The 15912-nt window shown below is 43.9% G+C and carries 23 protein-coding genes; all 23 read right to left on the reverse strand.

Annotated features, from left to right (window positions below; genetic code table 11):
• Positions 1–3: 3 nt before the first annotated feature.
• Positions 4–759 carry a hypothetical protein gene (locus tag DWW70_RS05460; RefSeq protein WP_118649411.1) on the reverse strand — a complete coding sequence of 252 codons (756 nt, stop codon included), beginning with the start codon at positions 757–759 and terminating at the stop codon, positions 4–6.
• Positions 759–1445 carry a hypothetical protein gene (locus tag DWW70_RS05465; protein ID WP_118649412.1) on the reverse strand — a complete coding sequence of 229 codons (687 nt, stop codon included), beginning with the start codon at positions 1443–1445 and terminating at the stop codon, positions 759–761. Before DWW70_RS05465 ends, DWW70_RS05460 begins: the two co-directional genes overlap by 1 nt.
• Complete coding sequence (locus DWW70_RS05470) at positions 1435–2910, reverse strand: phage portal protein (protein ID WP_118649413.1); 1476 nt, start codon at positions 2908–2910, stop codon at positions 1435–1437. Before DWW70_RS05470 ends, DWW70_RS05465 begins: the two co-directional genes overlap by 11 nt.
• Positions 2911–2933: 23 nt before the next feature.
• Positions 2934–4193: a PBSX family phage terminase large subunit gene (locus DWW70_RS05475; RefSeq protein ID WP_118649414.1), complete on the reverse strand. Its 1260-nt coding sequence runs from the start codon at positions 4191–4193 to the stop codon at positions 2934–2936.
• Positions 4190–4705 carry a terminase small subunit gene (locus tag DWW70_RS05480; protein WP_118649415.1) on the reverse strand — a complete coding sequence of 172 codons (516 nt, stop codon included), beginning with the start codon at positions 4703–4705 and terminating at the stop codon, positions 4190–4192. Before DWW70_RS05480 ends, DWW70_RS05475 begins: the two co-directional genes overlap by 4 nt.
• A gap of 20 nt (positions 4706–4725) precedes the next feature.
• Positions 4726–4947: a hypothetical protein gene (locus DWW70_RS05485; protein WP_118649416.1), complete on the reverse strand. Its 222-nt coding sequence runs from the start codon at positions 4945–4947 to the stop codon at positions 4726–4728.
• A gap of 192 nt (positions 4948–5139) precedes the next feature.
• Positions 5140–5580: a hypothetical protein gene (locus DWW70_RS05490; RefSeq protein ID WP_118649417.1), complete on the reverse strand. Its 441-nt coding sequence runs from the start codon at positions 5578–5580 to the stop codon at positions 5140–5142.
• 11 nt (positions 5581–5591) lie between these two features.
• Positions 5592–5978 carry a hypothetical protein gene (locus tag DWW70_RS05495; RefSeq protein ID WP_118649418.1) on the reverse strand — a complete coding sequence of 129 codons (387 nt, stop codon included), beginning with the start codon at positions 5976–5978 and terminating at the stop codon, positions 5592–5594.
• Positions 5979–5982: 4 nt separating this feature from the next.
• Positions 5983–6255, reverse strand: a complete 273-nt coding sequence (locus DWW70_RS05500) for a hypothetical protein (RefSeq protein ID WP_118649419.1) — start codon at positions 6253–6255, stop codon at positions 5983–5985.
• A 14-nt stretch (positions 6256–6269) separates the two neighbouring features.
• Positions 6270–6431 carry a hypothetical protein gene (locus DWW70_RS14825; RefSeq protein ID WP_022217084.1) on the reverse strand — a complete coding sequence of 54 codons (162 nt, stop codon included), beginning with the start codon at positions 6429–6431 and terminating at the stop codon, positions 6270–6272.
• A 4-nt stretch (positions 6432–6435) separates the two neighbouring features.
• Entirely contained in the window at positions 6436–6864 is a 429-nt protein-coding gene (locus tag DWW70_RS05505; RefSeq protein ID WP_118649420.1) for a YopX family protein, read from the reverse strand.
• On the reverse strand, positions 6854–7192 hold the full coding sequence (locus DWW70_RS05510) for a hypothetical protein (protein WP_118649421.1): 339 nt from the start codon (positions 7190–7192) through the stop codon (positions 6854–6856). Before DWW70_RS05510 ends, DWW70_RS05505 begins: the two co-directional genes overlap by 11 nt.
• Positions 7193–7204: 12 nt before the next feature.
• Positions 7205–7357: a hypothetical protein gene (locus DWW70_RS14830; RefSeq protein WP_158576517.1), complete on the reverse strand. Its 153-nt coding sequence runs from the start codon at positions 7355–7357 to the stop codon at positions 7205–7207.
• Positions 7357–7830 (reverse strand): hypothetical protein, encoded by a 474-nt coding sequence (locus tag DWW70_RS05515; RefSeq protein ID WP_118649422.1) that lies wholly within the window; start codon positions 7828–7830, stop codon positions 7357–7359. The genes DWW70_RS14830 and DWW70_RS05515 overlap by 1 nt, the downstream gene beginning before the upstream one ends.
• 12 nt (positions 7831–7842) lie before the next feature.
• Positions 7843–8445, reverse strand: coding sequence for a hypothetical protein (locus tag DWW70_RS05520; protein ID WP_118649423.1), 603 nt, complete (start codon positions 8443–8445; stop codon positions 7843–7845).
• Positions 8446–8459: 14 nt separating this feature from the next.
• The gene (locus tag DWW70_RS05525; RefSeq protein WP_118649424.1) at positions 8460–10079 is read right to left on the reverse strand and encodes a DNA cytosine methyltransferase; all 1620 of its coding nucleotides are present in this window, start codon (positions 10077–10079) and stop codon (positions 8460–8462) included.
• Positions 10076–12595: a DNA methyltransferase gene (locus DWW70_RS05530; RefSeq protein ID WP_118649425.1), complete on the reverse strand. Its 2520-nt coding sequence runs from the start codon at positions 12593–12595 to the stop codon at positions 10076–10078. The genes DWW70_RS05525 and DWW70_RS05530 overlap by 4 nt, the downstream gene beginning before the upstream one ends.
• Positions 12596–12655: 60 nt before the next feature.
• Complete coding sequence (locus DWW70_RS05535; protein ID WP_118649426.1) at positions 12656–13543, reverse strand: phage replisome organizer N-terminal domain-containing protein; 888 nt, start codon at positions 13541–13543, stop codon at positions 12656–12658.
• Between the two features lie 5 nt (positions 13544–13548).
• Positions 13549–13941 carry a DUF1064 domain-containing protein gene (locus tag DWW70_RS05540; protein ID WP_118649427.1) on the reverse strand — a complete coding sequence of 131 codons (393 nt, stop codon included), beginning with the start codon at positions 13939–13941 and terminating at the stop codon, positions 13549–13551.
• A gap of 95 nt (positions 13942–14036) precedes the next feature.
• On the reverse strand, positions 14037–15098 hold the full coding sequence (locus tag DWW70_RS05545) for a recombinase RecT (RefSeq protein WP_118649428.1): 1062 nt from the start codon (positions 15096–15098) through the stop codon (positions 14037–14039).
• The gene (locus DWW70_RS05550; RefSeq protein ID WP_118649429.1) at positions 15085–15333 is read right to left on the reverse strand and encodes a hypothetical protein; all 249 of its coding nucleotides are present in this window, start codon (positions 15331–15333) and stop codon (positions 15085–15087) included. The genes DWW70_RS05545 and DWW70_RS05550 overlap by 14 nt, the downstream gene beginning before the upstream one ends.
• 12 nt (positions 15334–15345) lie before the next feature.
• On the reverse strand, positions 15346–15576 hold the full coding sequence (locus DWW70_RS05555) for a hypothetical protein (RefSeq protein WP_118649430.1): 231 nt from the start codon (positions 15574–15576) through the stop codon (positions 15346–15348).
• Positions 15577–15588: 12 nt separating this feature from the next.
• Positions 15589–15906, reverse strand: coding sequence for a hypothetical protein (locus tag DWW70_RS05560; protein WP_118649431.1), 318 nt, complete (start codon positions 15904–15906; stop codon positions 15589–15591).
• Between the last annotated feature and the right edge of the window lie 6 nt (positions 15907–15912).

Raw genomic sequence — 15912 nt, forward strand, 5'->3', positions numbered from 1 at the left:
ATGTTAACTCTCTTCTGATTTTGGTAGCTCTATTGCTATTCTCCAAATTGAACTTGTATTGCCTGGAATGAAATACTCTTGGTCATTTATAATAAAACTTTCACCAGAAACACCTGATGCAACATCTGGCCCAGCTAATATATAGTATGCTGATGGAATAGCGAGATACCCTGCAGGATACACATATTGAGCAAGACTTACCACGTCATGTATGTTGCTATCTTGACTCCATGCCTGAGCATAATGAGATGCCTCATCCACATCAGAATAAATGATGTACCTAGCAGAAGTGAATGACATATAAGCTATTCTATCTTCATTTGTTTTTAGATCTTTTGCAGGCAATACGATATGTAATAGATCAGTAATGTTAGATCCCTCACTGAATATTCCAATTCCGAATACCACTCCTTCTTTGCATGATACAAAATGCAAAAATGCATTAGCCGCACCACTATTGGCTGATCTAGTCAAACTCATGTTATACGAATAACAATATGTAGATGTGGACGGAGTAGCCCCCTGAATCACAGTTGTCATAATCAGATTAGCTCCAGAAAGACTAAACTTAAAACCTGTTGTGTTGTGCTCATCATCTCCCATGTATAATATCCACGTAGTGTTAGACTCTACAATATTTAGTTTCATGCCAAGGGCTGCCGCAATCTCCTGCATTTTTGCGTCATTTACGTCCGCATTGTAAAACGTTGAATCCGCCTCTTTTTTTCCCAGTCTTATTCTTTGTACAGTATATCCCATCAACTAACCTCCGTTTCTGTTGGCAATAATCCATATATGCCGCATACATACCCATATGGTTTTGTATATAAAGATGTATTAATAATCATCCCATACGCTCCTGTACTAATTTTTTTCGCATTAGCAATCATATCATCAAAAGATTCATTGCTTGCGGTCGGCACTCCCTTCTCAGTGATGACCGCCGCAAGCCTTCCTTTGACATCACTGCCATGTTTTTTTACTTCATCAAGTTCCTTGTAAAGCTGTCCTGCAAGATCTGTCATATACCGCTCTTCAATCTCACTCTCAACTGCTTCACAGCCCTCAAGAACCTTCATTCTTGTGAGCTTGGTGTTGATCTCGTTGATGATGTTACCCTCACTATCAAGCTTCTTGAAGCATACAGTGAAGCCGACATTGCCCGGCACTGTACATGCAGTAGCACCAACAAGCCAATCAAAGGTTATAATGCTTGCATCATCAGAGAGTGTATAATTCTCTATAAAATACACATCTTTCTGCTCTTCTTCATTCACATAGTTGATTGATATCTGATATTCAGTGAGATCTATGCCCTTATACGTTGCCGGCACTTCAAATGTCAGCCGGTTTACATCTTTGTCATGATATACACCGATGACCTCGCCAGCCGGCATCTTCACCGCTCTTGTATCTAAATCTATCTTGTATCTTTTATTTTCCATCTGCTCCACCTCCGTTCTCGACATCTGTATTGATGTTATCAAGCACCTTCTGAGCCTCTTCCGTGTTCTCCTCCTCATTCTTAGGCAGCTTGTCCTTGATCTCCTCATAATCAATATCAAGCCAATCACAGATAGCTTTGATAATAGTCTCATCATTAAGTATGCTTGCAACATTAAGTATTGTATTGATCTCTGTCTGCCTTACCTGAGCCTCTGTAAGTTCTATTTGTGCATTTTCCTGTGCATTGCTCATAATCTCATGAGCGAACTCAAAATAAACATCCTCGGCCTTATATGCCTTGTTCTCAGCCTTGTTGATCTCGTCAATGACAATCTCTACTATCCTCCTCAAGAACTTTCTAAGAGCTTTCTCTATCTTTTTTGCCTTAAGGTCAAGCAATGAGTAGGCCGCCTTAATGGCTATATTCGTAGTTGCTGATGTGTCCTTGAGTCCGGCGGTATTCAGCCCCATGCCAAACCTGTATATATTCTTTTCATCAAGCTCCAGCTTAGCTTGCCTTGCCTGGTATGGGACGTCAACAGTCTTGACATCTACGTCACCATCCTCACCTATACCTATGATCTTCTTTGTTTTGAGGTTTGTCTGAAGCTCATTCAGGTTGTCTCCCTGAAAGCCTTTGATAGCATATAGTGGGGAATCAAAGTCTATGAGGTTGTTTGACAGGCTTGAGGCCATCAGGTCATAGTCATCTATGAGTGGCTTTACAGGCTTAAGGCTTGAGAACTGCTTCTTGTTGTTATCCAGCCGGAAGAATGGAATATAGCCAAATCCATCAAAGTAGGTGGCCTTATCTCCATTACTCTTTGTATAAAGTACATGAGGCTTTGGGTTGATTGGTTCAGTATCGTCTAACACCACCGCCCCATTATTAACCTGAACATAATAATATGTTTGCTTATCATCCCAGACCTGTATTCTCTCAATAGTCTTGTGCCCTTTGTCTATCCTGTCCGTATAGTGGTAAATCGTGTATGCACAGCCATCATCTGTGTCCTTAGCTCTTACCTCAATAACTCCGATACTGTCAGCATTGGCAAATGACATCATATCTTTGGCGTTCTTGTATGCGTACATATACGCAAAGCCTTTGACCTGCATATCCGTGATAGCGTCAGAAAGCTCAGACATGAACTCATCATTGTTGTTGAAATACTTGTCCATGTGCTTCTGCAGTTCAGTGTCGTTGGACTTTACAATGCCATCCCCTGATAAGATATACTGAGTGCATTGGTCAACCAGCTCTGTGAAGAACGGATGCGGTATCTTCACATTGCTTCTAGTCTTGTCCTCTACCAGTTCGCCGTCCGCATTGTAATAGAACAATCTATACTTCTCTATGTCATGATCGCCGTCATAGTATCTTTCGCCTGTCCGGGCGAACTGCTTCTTTTCTGATGTGCGGTCACTGTCTATCAATTTTTTTATCTCGTCAGGGGTTAGCATTCTTCCATCTCCTTCATGTCAATTTAAAACAGCCATGAACGAGGCTTACGCCATCCCTCAATGCCGTACCTAAGAGCTGCCATTGCATCGTCCATCACCGGTACAGGCTCATCAAGATATTCGCCTGTCTTTTCATCTTTTTTCCATTTCCACTGTTGTAGCTCCTTGATAGTATTCACGCAATGAGGAGCAACATATATTCTTCGTCGTATAATGTGATTCTTATCGACCACACCTTTGAGCCAGTCTATCTGAGCCTTGACAGATCCAGCAGAACCGCCCTTGTCAACGCCCTTTGCACGATAACCAGCACCCTTCCATGTTTTGATCCTGTCTGGTTCTGCGGAATCACACCACATTGTCTTATTCGTTGGTATAGCATGTTGAATCGCCAGTGGAATAATCTCCGCCGTCTCTTTCTCATGCACATATATCTCATCTAGGATGTATATATCATCATCCTTGATACCCAGAAGGAGGATGGCATTGGCATGGTTGAATCCAAAGTCTTGTCCTATTGCTATATCGTCATAGTCATTAAGGTTCTGAGATACCTCAGCAACTTCCCAGTTGTGCAGGATGAGGCCGCCTATCTCACCCCATTCACCCAAGCCATATATCTTGTAACCTTCCGGATCTACTTCCTTTCTACGCTCCATACGGCGGTGATATGCCGCATCGATGAAACGATTCCCCAGGTATGTACTGTGATGCGTCAGTACATCGGGATCGTATCTATCAAAAAAGACCTTCTTTATCCAGTGATTCTTATTTACTGGATTGAAGGTCATTCTTATCTGGTAAAACTGCCCTGGTGGTAGCTCTCCACGCAATCTATCATCTATAATTTCCACATCTGCCTGTGTCAGCTCTGTTGCTTCCTCGCACCACACATCTGTGAGCTTTCCCTTCTGGAATGTGATTGACTTAAGCTTCTCTCGTTGCTTATCATCATTCATCCCACGGAATATAATGCGGTTGCCATTCGCTCGGCATTCAAGCGAGAGCGGCGATGTGGTCATCTTCCAATATCGCTCCGCCTTATCTCCAAACATCCGATACACGGCACCTGTAAGCTCTGCATAGGTGCTGTCTCTGTTCGTGATATCTGATTTACGGACACATACAAGGTTCCTGCCCTTATCCTTCATCAGCCGCAGGATGTAGTTCTGCGCTGTGTCAACACTCTTCCCAGATCCGGCAGAGCCTTTCATCACGATATATCGTTTTTTGCTCCGATCTACTTTCTTGAATCCCGGATTTGCTTTTACGTCAATATTCAATCAGCACCACCACCGCCGGTATCGTCATCATCGCCGTAGTCGATATTGATGTTGAGGTCCATATCTACATCAGCCTCTACCTTCTCAGTATATAAGCCATATGCTTTACCAAGGAGCTCCGCTGCCTTATTGGCATCCGACAGCCTTGCTGGTATCTCCACGATCTGTGGTGTCTCTTTCTTGACTGTCTGTTTTCTCATTGTGCCGTTATCATCTGGAGCATACATCGAACGTTCTTCACTGGTCGTTACAACAATGCATTCTTTCTTTTCTCGTCTCATGGTTGCTGTGAGATACTTTAACACCTCATCTTGATCGGCAATCAACGCTTTTTCTTTTTCTGCCATGCGTTTTGCTATATATTCCTGCACCTTAACATTTGTTAACAACCTTGCTGCTGCTTGTGCGGCTGTTTTCGGTGAATACCCTGCCCTTATAGCTGCCTGTGTGGCATTAAGGTCAATCAAATATTCATCACAGAATCTCTGCTGTTTAGCTGTCAGTTTTGCCATAATGTCACACCTTCTTTCTGCTACTTTCTCACCCTCTTCGGGATCACAATCTTGTACAGCGGTTTACATACATTCTTTACCTCTCCACCCCAATTTATAGTTGGCTGAAATTTGTATATCTTAGTGCACTTAACCATCACCTTTATCATGGCTATTGGTAAAGCCAGCCTGCCAAGTATCGGATGTATGTATTCAAAACTATATTCAGGTCTCACGACCTCAAACCTTTTAATCTTACTCATATCTCACACCTCAAACAAAATAGCCCAGTGGGGAGAGATCAGCGTTCACTTTTCACAAGGGGAGGTGCAACCACTGGGCATAAGAAAAGGGACACGACCGAAATGGCAAACAGTCATGTCCCTTATGAATCAATATAATTTTACCATACTAGTATACCACGTTTGCTAGGTGCTATGTGGTGCTAAATGGTGCTAAATGGTGCTATTTGGTGCTGAGTTTTCCAAGACCTTAATTCTAAATGCCTCAAGTGCAAAACCATGTATATGTTTTATCCTGCCATATGAATAATCAAGTTCTTTGGCAATCTCCTTCAGGTCCTTATATTCAATATATTTCATGAACAATACATTGATGTACTTCGGTTCGTCCAGCATATGTATCTGTCCTATGACCTTATGCTTGAGCTCCGTGAACCGCTCTATGTCCTCATGAATCTCCTTCTCAAGGTCAACATACTTTGCCACCTTTTTGCTCATAGAATCAGCCTTAGCGCTTGTCTGTACCTTTTCTGATGAATAATCAAATGCACCGGTGCAAGTTGCATCTTCCTTGAGTCCTGCAAGCTCTATCTTTCTCTGTCTGATCTTAACATCCAGAAGCTTCACCTGTTTCAAATACTCTTTTGCTTTCACCGCCTCACCTCCTACTTGTTCTCCCGGATGGTGAAATCCAAGCCTGTTTCTTCCTTTAGTGTCTGTATCAGATCATCCCAGATAATTTCTTCATCACACAGCGCATCAGTCTTTAAATTAAATCTTTCGCAGAATCTCTCAAGCCTCTTCTGTCCAAAATCAAACTCATCCCGAAGTACCATGCAACTCATTATCAAAATACAATCTATTGTATTCAGTTTGATTTTATACACAGCTTCATCAAGCTGCTTCTGGTTGACCTCAAGCGGAACAAATATGGCTCCCCTGGTCCTGAGTTCTTTCTCTGCTGCTTCCATGCCCTGTGTCTTGATGACATTCATCAGCCATGCAGCACCCGCCATTCTTGCTTCGTGTAGCTTTCTATCTGATTTTGCCATCCTCTCACTCCTTCCGCATGAATCTGTTCATCAAATGGTTGTCTGGATCCATCTTCATTCTGAATCCTATCTGTCCTTTATTCTCTATCACTCCCGGATCATTGAGCTCTGCCCCGTCAAGAAAGCTTCGGAGCTTCTTCATGCAGTCCGGGCATAAATCTCTTGATCCTGTCACATCATCGAACACATCAACTATCCTTGCCCTTATCGCCGCTCCGTGTTCAAACGGCAGGTCGTAGAACCCGCCGCATCTATCGCATTTGCCTGCATATGCCATTATGTATCACCTCTCTAGTAAATAATATATTCTTTGTATTTATTCAGCAGATTCTCCAATCTGATACAGTCGTTTGATCTGTCCATGTATCCTGCCATGAAAAATCCCTGTTCGATATTGCAAATTCTAAAGTATATCTTTTTGAACATCCATTTATACAGTTTTCTTTTAACCATTTGCTCAAATCTCCTTTATCAATTCTGGATCATCAAAAATGTTGCCGATAACTTTCACTCTGTTCCCACACTGTATATATTTAAACAAATCGTCGTTGTTTAAGCTTTTACTTCCACGTCTCCCCATTGCAATAGAAAAACTCGCTCGATAATCCGAAAAGAATACCTTTCCTTTTCGCTTTTTTGTGTCTTTATTTGGGAATGGACAATCCTCATTGTCAAATTGGAACTCTACAATATCATTCTCCCAAATCAGTTTGCCGTTCTTATCTTTCAAGCCTGTGCACTGACAGATAGTATCTGGTCGCACTTCAAATGCAAATGGCGAACCTGCTTTATTGCTGATATACCATTTATCATTTTTGCAATGCAAAAATCCTGTAACCCACTCTCCATTACAAATTTTCGCCTTGAATAGACATCTATCTTTCATCCACTCCACCTCTCTTCACGATCTCCACAGCATCATCAAAATTAACCACCAGCTCTCCGCCCATGCCCTGATTGCCGTACCTTTCAAATGACTTGTCCTGCAGCTCTGAAACAGCCTTGTCCACATCGTAGACTGTTGGATGCTCCTCAATAAGTTTTTTTGTCTCAATTCTCATTGATTTCTCTGACTTACGTTTCTCTAGTCCTTGTTTCTCAAGTGCCTTTATCGCCATATCAAATGCCTTTCCGGTATCATTCACATAGGCATAATGTGAATATCTATAATCTGTTGTTTCCTTTAATTTGGCTATTGCTTCTCTCTCTTCCATATTCCCACACTCCTATCTTCTCAGCCTTGCCACGGCCGCATTCCACTCGTTTATGAATTTAAGCACCCACGTAGCCGGGTATGTGCTTACAGCATACTGTTTTGAGATTGCAACTGCCCTTGCCCAGTTCGGATCCTGTTTGATCTCGTCTGAAATCTGTGCCATCACTCCTCAACCTTCCTTTCTGCTTCAATCCATCTGAGTGTGCATTCATGACAATGCCCTGTGCATCTACAGCCATCAAATCCGGCCTCATTCGGGCACATGATAATCTGTGCCAACTCTGTATCACTGAGCGACCGGATGTAGTCGCCGTTTGTCATCGGTTCATAGTTGTCCACAGCGTTCTTAGTACAGTGTGCGCATGGTTCCTGTGTCTCGTCCATGGCTCTGTATTTGCAGTTTTCGCAGCCTCCTGCTCTCTCTGGTACTATCTCCATCGTATTTCCCCCTTCCTGATCATCTCTCTTATGTCTGTGTTGCATCAGCACATGGTGCTCATATACCTTGATGATTGTCCAGCACTTCCAAACTCTCACCGGGACATTCTCCTCTTTTCCGTTCTTTGTGAGGATCTTCACCACCCGCCCCGGTCGGCAGATGGTGTTGAATGTAGCTTCTAATTTAAAATCTGTCATGTGTTCTCCTTTTTACTCGGCTTTAATTTGTATTTTTGACCAGTCAACTGTTTGCAGTATGTTCCACAATCTCTCTTCCCGTGATCTCCATGCAGTCTCAGCATATGTGTGTGCTTTTGCGCCATAATGATAATCATTTGACTTCAAATGTTGCACAGCAGCCTCATGTGTGAAGAAAATACCAGAATCCACCGGATATTCTTCATAGTAGCTCATGCTGATATCCAATTCATAAAGCGCATCTTCAAGATCTTCAATGCTATATGCATCATCCATGGCATCTTTTAACTCTTCTGTCCACTTACCTGCATCCTTCAAGCTCTGGATAATCATACTTTTTTGCTCTTCGTCTCTTCTTAAACAGTACATTTCTCCTTCATATATGACCTCACACGCATTTTCGTCATACAAACAAACACCATCTGGATTATTCAATTCATCTCCATATATTCTTTTATAGTCGCGTATTACCCAATAGCGTGGGTCAGCCTGACATAAATGATCTTGTGTATTCATCTCTCTCTGAAGGTTGACCAAAAAATCTATATCATCTTTAAGTAGCTGACGTTTTTCGGTCGTATCTTCATGTCGTTTCGTTTTCCAAAATTTCGCCATATTAAAAGCCTCCTCTATACAAAACATAACTGTCCATTCTCTTCTTCGCCTATCCTCATGTTTGGCACCCTCTTCCTTACGCAAAGTTCAGGAAGATTCGCCCTTACCATCGCCGCCGGTATAGGTGGACAGACTGCATTTCCACATCTCTTAACCTGTTCACTTCTTGAATATGTCTTACCTGTGTTGTCATGATCTATGATGTAATCATCCGGAAACCCTTGGCACCCATATAACTCCTTTGGCTCAAGCATTCTGAGACCAATGTCCACTATCTGATACTCAACACCTTGGATTGTTACAAGACCGAACCGGTCTCTTGATGTCACTGTGTCAAGTGGCTGTTCTATATCCTGCCCTGTACCCTCTCCGTAGTATTTAATCAAGAATGCTCTGACCTCTCCAAAATGTCCGGCTGATGTTGTCACTGTATGCAGCGGTTCTCTCTCATCCTGTCCTATCCCTGTCTTGTAAAACTTGCTGAGGAACGAAGTCACAAGGCCATATCTGTTTGAACTGTCCACTGTCATAATTGGATTCTCTATGCCTTGACCTCGCACCCCTCCTGAATTGGTCTCAGAATGGTATTGGATAAGAGTCGCTGCAACCAGCCGGTTATGATCTACTGTCGTTATCGTATCAATTGGGTCTTCGGCTTTACTTCCACCTCCTTGGTAATTCCCGCCATACGTTTTATCTATAACCGGAGCAAGTCTCGGTTCACACAAATAATGCTTCCCACTACTCACAATGGTTGGTAACGGCTTCTTTATGTCGTGAACTCTCGGCGATTGTCCTTTTCGTTCTCCATATCCAATGGGTACAATGAACGGCTCTGGATTATCCAGAACGAACTTCTTCAGCCCTCTTGCAATCCTCTGCATAGTCTTTGGCGCAAGTGGCCTCACCGCCCGAATGCCGTACTTCTCCTTGATCTCCTCTGATGTATCAAAGATGCTCGGACATGGCAGGCTGAAATCAAGCTGTGTATATGCCCCAACATAAGGCTTGAGCAGTCCCTCCTTGACCTCTTTGCTGTCCGCTGGCGCGTGTGTAGGCTTTGGCCACATGATAGGTACACCATCACACCTTGCGATCATGAAGAACCTTTTTCTTTTAGTCGGTGCTCCGTAGTCTGCCGCCACAAGCTCTCTGAACTGTACCTCATATCCCAGCTCATTGAGCTGCTTTACAAATTGCCTGAATGTATCTCCTTGTTTTGCCTTGATTGGATGATGTCCTCTGTTGAGCGGGCCCCATGTCTTGAACTCTTCGACATTCTCAAGCATAATCACTCTCGGTCTCACAAGTGCCGCCCATCTGCATGCTACCCATGCAAGCCCTCTGATGTTCTTATCCTTTGGTTTCCCACCCTTGGCCTTGCTGAAATGCTTGCAGTCCGGAGAGAACCAGGCAAGAGCTACCGGATGTCCCTCACAAGCTTTCACAGGATCAACCGCCCACACATTCTCACAATAGTGCTTTGTGTTTGGATGGTTGACCTTATGCATCCTTATGGCTTCCGGGTCATGGTTGATAGCAATATCAACGCTGTAGCCTGTAGCCATCTCAATCCCTGTTGATGCTCCACCACCTCCGGCAAAGTTATCAACAATAAGTTCTCCGTTTATCATGGCTGCACCTCTAAGAAATCAAACAATGTCGGTGAATCAACCTCATTCTCCTCTGCCTGTAAATATCCAACACCATCTCTGAAGTAATCCGGATTGAGCTCACATCCCTTGCCAAATCTGTGCATCTTGACCGCCATCATTGGTACTGTCATAAGGCCGCCAAACGGATCATATACCACATCGCCCGGATTGCTGTACCTGTTGATAATCCTCTCAACAATATCAAGCTGCAGCGGGCACACGTGCATCGTTGCCCTTCGTCTGCTTTGCGTCGTGTTGAGCGTCCTCATCCGGTTTATGTCATCCCATACCTCAAGCTGATTCCAGGATCCCGGAGCAACCACCATGAATGTAGCTGGAAGCCTGCCATCTGTATCCAGGTACTTTGCAAGTGCCACATGCTCCTCATAGTTGTATATGTGCTCTCTGCTGTACTGCCTGTACACTCTCTGTAAGTTATCCACAGATACACCCTCAAGCTCCTCTTTGCTTATCAGCCTGTCTCCTGAACTTCGCCAATATCCGTGGGCATCTATCTGCCACTGTGCCCTCGTGTATTCATCTTTGGTTTTCGTTATCGGTTCATCGGCATAAGCTGTTGACCTGTCAGTTGGCAACTTACGGAACAGCAGAATGTACTCAGGGCATCCCACCCCCATCTTGGAACCATCCTTGCACTGTTCAGACCATCCAAGGCGGTATGTCTGGTTGTTCTCCCTTACCACATCAGTAACCACAGTGATCATGCCGAAATACTGGAATCCGTGGCGCATATAGTGTTCTATGCAGTCAGCATGGAATGGCTCAATAGTCGGCATTCCTGTGCCAGTGGCATTTCCAAACAGCACTCTATCCTTAACGTGGATGGCTGCCACTCTTCCCGGCTTCAGCACCCTCAGAAGCTCCGGCGTCAGGTAGTCCATCTGTTCAAAGAACCGCTCTGTATCCTGATTGTGTCCAAAGTCGTTATAATTTGCGCTGTACTCGTAGTGATTGCCAAATGGTATTGATGTGTGTATCAAGTCAACGCTGTTGCTCTCCATTGCCCTTGTCTCTTCCACACAGTCGCCATACACAGCCTCATAATGCTTACCTCTTACCGTTCTCTCTTCTCTTGTACCTTCCACACCCATCTTCCTCTCTAATCTCTCCGTTTTGTTTGCTGAATCAAGGCCATACTTCTTCACGATCTCAATCATCTTCTTGACCATGTGATTATGATTCTTCCACTTCTCGATCAGTGCGTCCTTGATCTCCCGCTCATTCTCCATGTAGATGATGTCTATAACTACTGTGTCATGCTGCAGGAACCTGTAACACCTGTGCACAGCCTGTATGAAGTCATTGAACTCATAATCAATACCAGCAAATATCTCCCGGTGGCAGAATCGCTGGAAGTTACATCCTGAACCACTGATTGACTTCTTGGTGGCAAATAGCCTTGTCTTGCCATTGCTGAAGTCTATGACTCTCTGCTCCCTAAGGTCGTAGTCCATGGATCCGTATATGTCCACTGTCTCCGGCAGAGCTTTCTTAATAGCGTGTCTCTCTGCTTCCTGATCGTGCCACAGAATGAAATGATCCTCCGGAGAGCTATCAACTATCTCCTTCATCTTCTCGACTCTGGCATCTATGCTCTCACGCTTGATCTTGGCTGCCTCTTTAAGTCCTGTGCTTGCCTGCGTGAAAAGCTCCATCTGGCCGTCCCTGTCAACTGAATCTCCGTAGTGTATCGGTATTTCGTGCCACCTCACATCCAATGGAGGTAGAACGTATCCATCATCGGAGTAATCTGGATTGAGATCCGATGGTTTTGTGATAAAGAGCGCCCAGCTACTCACCCACAACCAAAACTCATCTTCCATGTTCGGGTACAGTGTCAGGTTATTTGCCTTTGTTGAATCCCTCTGGAAAAATCTTGTAAGTGCCTGTCCTGTGTCCATGACTTCAAGATATCCAGCATAGTGTATAAGCTCCTTGTACTTGTTCGGTGATGGTGTAGCGGTCGCTACGAGCTTGTAAGGTACATTTTTGAACTTGTCAAGGAACGTCTGGTATGTCTTAGATCCAAATGATCTAAGCACGGATGCTTCATCAAGTGAGGTTGCCGCAAAATACGATGGATCTATATCTCCGTCTCTCACTCTCTCATAGTTCGTCAGAACGATCTGACTTGTGCTTGCCTCAACCTCTTCCATGGTTCGGCAATATTCAGGTTTCTCATAGCCCAGAAGCTCTACAGCATCCCTTGTGAACTCCTGCTTAACTCCAAGCGGTAATACAATCAACGCTCTACCACCGGTATGTTCTGCTGCAAGGTGGCAAAACTCTATTTCCTGTGCAGTCTTGCCAAGCCCAAACGACTCAAACAAGGCTCTACGTCCACCCTTCAGCGCCCATGCCACCGCATCACTCTGATGTGGCTTTAGGGCTTTATTTATGCGGCTCTTATCGACCTCAAAGCCGCTGTCAGTAGCAAGCTCTATCTTGCTCTCTAAAAACTCTCTGTATGTCATTCACTTCTCAGAAACCCGCTATAGCATTACCCCGGCCGGAGGTTCGGCTCCTTTCGTGTGTTATTTATTATTCAGCTCATCAGCCAGCATCTTCTCAAGCTGTCCAAGCTGCTCAGAATGATCTGTCTGTTTGAAGTTTGCAAATCCATTTGGATTCACGTTCCGTGGCTGTCCTCGGCTCTTACCGTCATCCTTAAGCGCATATAGGCCTGTCCATCCCTGCATTATCGACTGATTGAGAATCTGTACCTGTTCATGCTTATCGTGTGATAGCGACTCAAGCTCGTTCATCATCAGCGTTATGGCCCTGTCACTCATAGGCTTCTTGATGTCCTTACGAAACTTGATGAACTCTACTATGGCATCATTAAGCTCTGGATCATCGCTGTACACTGGTTCAGACTTTGGTGCTGTCTCCCCGCCTTTTTCTTTTGTATTTTTCTTTTTACTCTCTTTCTCTATATCTATTTCTATATCTGTACGGCTAACATTAGCTTTACTGTTAGTTTTACAGTTAGTTTTACAACCATTTACATCAGACTTATTATTAACATCACCTGTTAACCTCTTCTGTTTTTCCCTGTAATCTCTCATGTAATCCTTCATGTAAGCCTTTTTATTATCAAGCTGATCAAGCGTCTGGTACTTACCCCATTTTGGAATTGTGATCACTCCATCCACAATCTCAATCATGCCGTACATTGCAAATATATCTATGGCCTGTTTTACCATGGCTGGCTTCTGGCCAAACAATGTAGCAAGCATATCAGCGGTATATGCCACACCGCCCTGAGCAAATACACCGCTATTATTCATGCGCCCCGCAAGGCACAACAGTTTAATCCATATGAGGATTATTGAATCTCCCTTGGGAAGAGCAGATATAAGCATAATCTTGTCATCTGTGAATATATCTGTTGCCAGCTTTATCCATTTTGCTTCTGCCACCCATGTCACACCTCCTTGATCCTTATTCCATACTTATAAAGCATCAACTTGCGCTTTATGATGTATTCCTTTGTTCTCATGCCCTTTGTATCTTCCACAACCATTTCAAATCCATCCCAGTAAACGAAGTCCGCTATGTATGAGCACTTACACTCCAAGAGCTTCCCTGGCTTGAATCTGCCCTTGTTGGGTCCTTTTTCATATATCTCATTTGTGTGTTCTCTCTGAGCTGGTATAAGCTCAAATTCTCTCTGAAGCTGCAAGCCTGTTATCTTGCCAGCTTTCTCAAGCAATTTCAGCTCTGTATATCTCTGAGCTTCTTTCTTGCTGTCAAATGTGATGCCGTCTACAACAACCTTCCTGTTGCCGTATTTAGCTCGTGATCTGTTCCAAGCCATTGTTACTCCTTTCTCCCTGTCACCCAAATGAGTGACAGGGATATATGCTTAAACCTCTGCGTTACTGTGTGATGTATTAACGCATGTCATGAACTCTACTTGAAACTTCCGAACAGTGCCGCTTCTGCAGCGTTCATCTGCTGTGGCTCTGTCTGTGGATTCTCTGTCGGTGTCGGCTGTGGATCCTGAACACTGTTCTGTGTATTCTGAGCATTATTCTGAGTATCCTGTGGCTCTGCCTGTGGAGCCTGTGCTTCTGGTTCATTCATCTCTGTTGCTGTGGCTTCCACATACTCATCATTGTCATTCTCAACGTATGTAGGATGTCCCTCAGCGTCCAAGGTTGCCATGTCGCCCTCAAATGCCTTCTGGAGTTCTATGCTCATTACTCCCCACTTGCTGATCAGCTGTCGGAGCATTGTCTTGTAAGCCATGCCATCAAAATTCTTATACCAGAACGATGAATACATCCAGGAATCACGAGGATCATAGTTACCGGCTTCATAGTCAGCATATGATACTCTCTGCTTCTCTCCGTACTTTGTCTTGATCTTTCCAGCATCCTTATAAAATGCCTGTGAATACTTGTCTGCATGAGCAAGCATCTGAGCCTTGCTCCAGTACATCGTCTTTCTGAATCCATTCACGAGCTCAAACATTGCATAGTAGCCGATGGTCTCAGCCTCTTCACGCTTGTCCCAATCATCTACCATGAGATTAACCTTGATGTCCTCGTTGAGTGGATCGAAATATTCAAGCTCTCCCTCCTTGATAGCAACAACATTCAGTCTCTTATACTGACCAGAACGGATCGCAAGCTGGATATATCCCTTATATCCCATCTGGAACTGAGCTTCCTTAACGCCAGTCTTTGTATTGTTGAATGGGACCATGTAATAGTGTCCGAGCTGTGGGGATGGTGAAAGCTGTAAGCTCTCGCCGAGAAGTGCAGCTGAAAGAATCGACTGATTCGTGCACTCCTGAAGTGTAGGGTTGGTATTATATGCTGATACGATAGCAGATATAAACCTCTGTCCATTCTTTCCACCAACCACCTTGTTGATCTGATTCTTGATTGCATCTTTTGTAAGATACTCTGTAATTCCCAGATTCTGCTGTGCTTTACTTTTTGCTACTAAACTGTTATTTACTGCCATTATTTTCTACCTCCGCTATTATACTCATTAACTCTGTCCCCAGGTCTAACATATCAATACTGCTGCTATTTAACTTTGCGGTCTCTACAGCCTTGTCTATAATCTGCTTCGCCGTATCTGTTCCAAAGTCTTCTTCCACGATGGCTCGTACGCCTCTTATAGCTGTCATCATTTCGGCGATCAGCATGATTGTTGCCCCATCCAAATGCACCGAACCTTTATTTAATACGATCATCTTGACCACCTCCTATTCGCAGAACGACCAACTGCAATGCGGGCATCCTGTTATAAGGTTTGTTCCTGCCGCCTCTACTGATATTCCTCTTTCTATCGATGTACCATTTCTTTTTATCTTTTCATATATGTTCTTATTGCAGCGATAACAGATGCCATCATCCGGTGCAAAGTAGGGGAGGCAGTTCTTCTTGCAATATCTTTCCTGTGCCTCTATTGCCTCACTTATGTTGTAATGTTCCATCTACATATCCTCCTAATGCATAATCGTATCTTCTAACATCTTGCGCAGTACCTCTTTCAGAGCCTGTGGCATTTCCCCTGTGTTGTCCCTGTTGCTTCTTGCTTTGGACAATATGTCAAACGTATCATTTATAAGCCCCTTCATAATCTCGTCAAGGTCTCCCTCAGCTCTGGATGCTTCCATTGCTCTGCTTATCAGCTCTTCTGCAGCTGACTCTCCATACTCTTTAGCAAAGGATTCTCTCATTCCCTTCACCATAAATGCCAACTCCGATACAAGAACCGGTGTTGTTCCTCTCATTGATACTGTTCCTGTTTCTGACTTAATCATCTTGTT

Origin of the sequence: Coprococcus sp. AF16-5, assembly GCF_003479365.1 — a bacterium.
Taxonomy (GTDB): domain Bacteria; phylum Bacillota; class Clostridia; order Lachnospirales; family Lachnospiraceae; genus Coprococcus; species Coprococcus aceti.

Coding starts and splice junctions, on each gene's coding strand:
- DWW70_RS05530 (WP_118649425.1), bottom strand. CDS start 12,595: ATGACATACAGAGAGTTTTTAGAGAGCAAGATAGAGCTTGCTACTGAC.
- DWW70_RS05560 (WP_118649431.1), bottom strand. CDS start 15,906: ATGATTAAGTCAGAAACAGGAACAGTATCAATGAGAGGAACAACACCG.
- DWW70_RS05510 (WP_118649421.1), bottom strand. CDS start 7,192: ATGGAAGAGAGAGAAGCAATAGCCAAATTAAAGGAAACAACAGATTAT.
- DWW70_RS05485 (WP_118649416.1), bottom strand. CDS start 4,947: ATGAGTAAGATTAAAAGGTTTGAGGTCGTGAGACCTGAATATAGTTTT.
- DWW70_RS05555 (WP_118649430.1), bottom strand. CDS start 15,576: ATGGAACATTACAACATAAGTGAGGCAATAGAGGCACAGGAAAGATAT.
- DWW70_RS05470 (WP_118649413.1), bottom strand. CDS start 2,910: ATGCTAACCCCTGACGAGATAAAAAAATTGATAGACAGTGACCGCACA.
- DWW70_RS05550 (WP_118649429.1), bottom strand. CDS start 15,333: ATGATCGTATTAAATAAAGGTTCGGTGCATTTGGATGGGGCAACAATC.
- DWW70_RS05500 (WP_118649419.1), bottom strand. CDS start 6,255: ATGGCATATGCAGGCAAATGCGATAGATGCGGCGGGTTCTACGACCTG.
- DWW70_RS05540 (WP_118649427.1), bottom strand. CDS start 13,941: ATGGCTTGGAACAGATCACGAGCTAAATACGGCAACAGGAAGGTTGTT.
- DWW70_RS05520 (WP_118649423.1), bottom strand. CDS start 8,445: ATGGCGAAATTTTGGAAAACGAAACGACATGAAGATACGACCGAAAAA.
- DWW70_RS05525 (WP_118649424.1), bottom strand. CDS start 10,079: ATGATAAACGGAGAACTTATTGTTGATAACTTTGCCGGAGGTGGTGGA.
- DWW70_RS05545 (WP_118649428.1), bottom strand. CDS start 15,098: ATGGCAGTAAATAACAGTTTAGTAGCAAAAAGTAAAGCACAGCAGAAT.
- DWW70_RS05480 (WP_118649415.1), bottom strand. CDS start 4,705: ATGGCAAAACTGACAGCTAAACAGCAGAGATTCTGTGATGAATATTTG.
- DWW70_RS14825 (WP_022217084.1), bottom strand. CDS start 6,431: ATGGTTAAAAGAAAACTGTATAAATGGATGTTCAAAAAGATATACTTT.
- DWW70_RS05465 (WP_118649412.1), bottom strand. CDS start 1,445: ATGGAAAATAAAAGATACAAGATAGATTTAGATACAAGAGCGGTGAAG.
- DWW70_RS05495 (WP_118649418.1), bottom strand. CDS start 5,978: ATGGCAAAATCAGATAGAAAGCTACACGAAGCAAGAATGGCGGGTGCT.
- DWW70_RS05460 (WP_118649411.1), bottom strand. CDS start 759: ATGGGATATACTGTACAAAGAATAAGACTGGGAAAAAAAGAGGCGGAT.
- DWW70_RS05505 (WP_118649420.1), bottom strand. CDS start 6,864: ATGAAAGATAGATGTCTATTCAAGGCGAAAATTTGTAATGGAGAGTGG.
- DWW70_RS05515 (WP_118649422.1), bottom strand. CDS start 7,830: ATGACAGATTTTAAATTAGAAGCTACATTCAACACCATCTGCCGACCG.
- DWW70_RS14830 (WP_158576517.1), bottom strand. CDS start 7,357: ATGGCACAGATTTCAGACGAGATCAAACAGGATCCGAACTGGGCAAGG.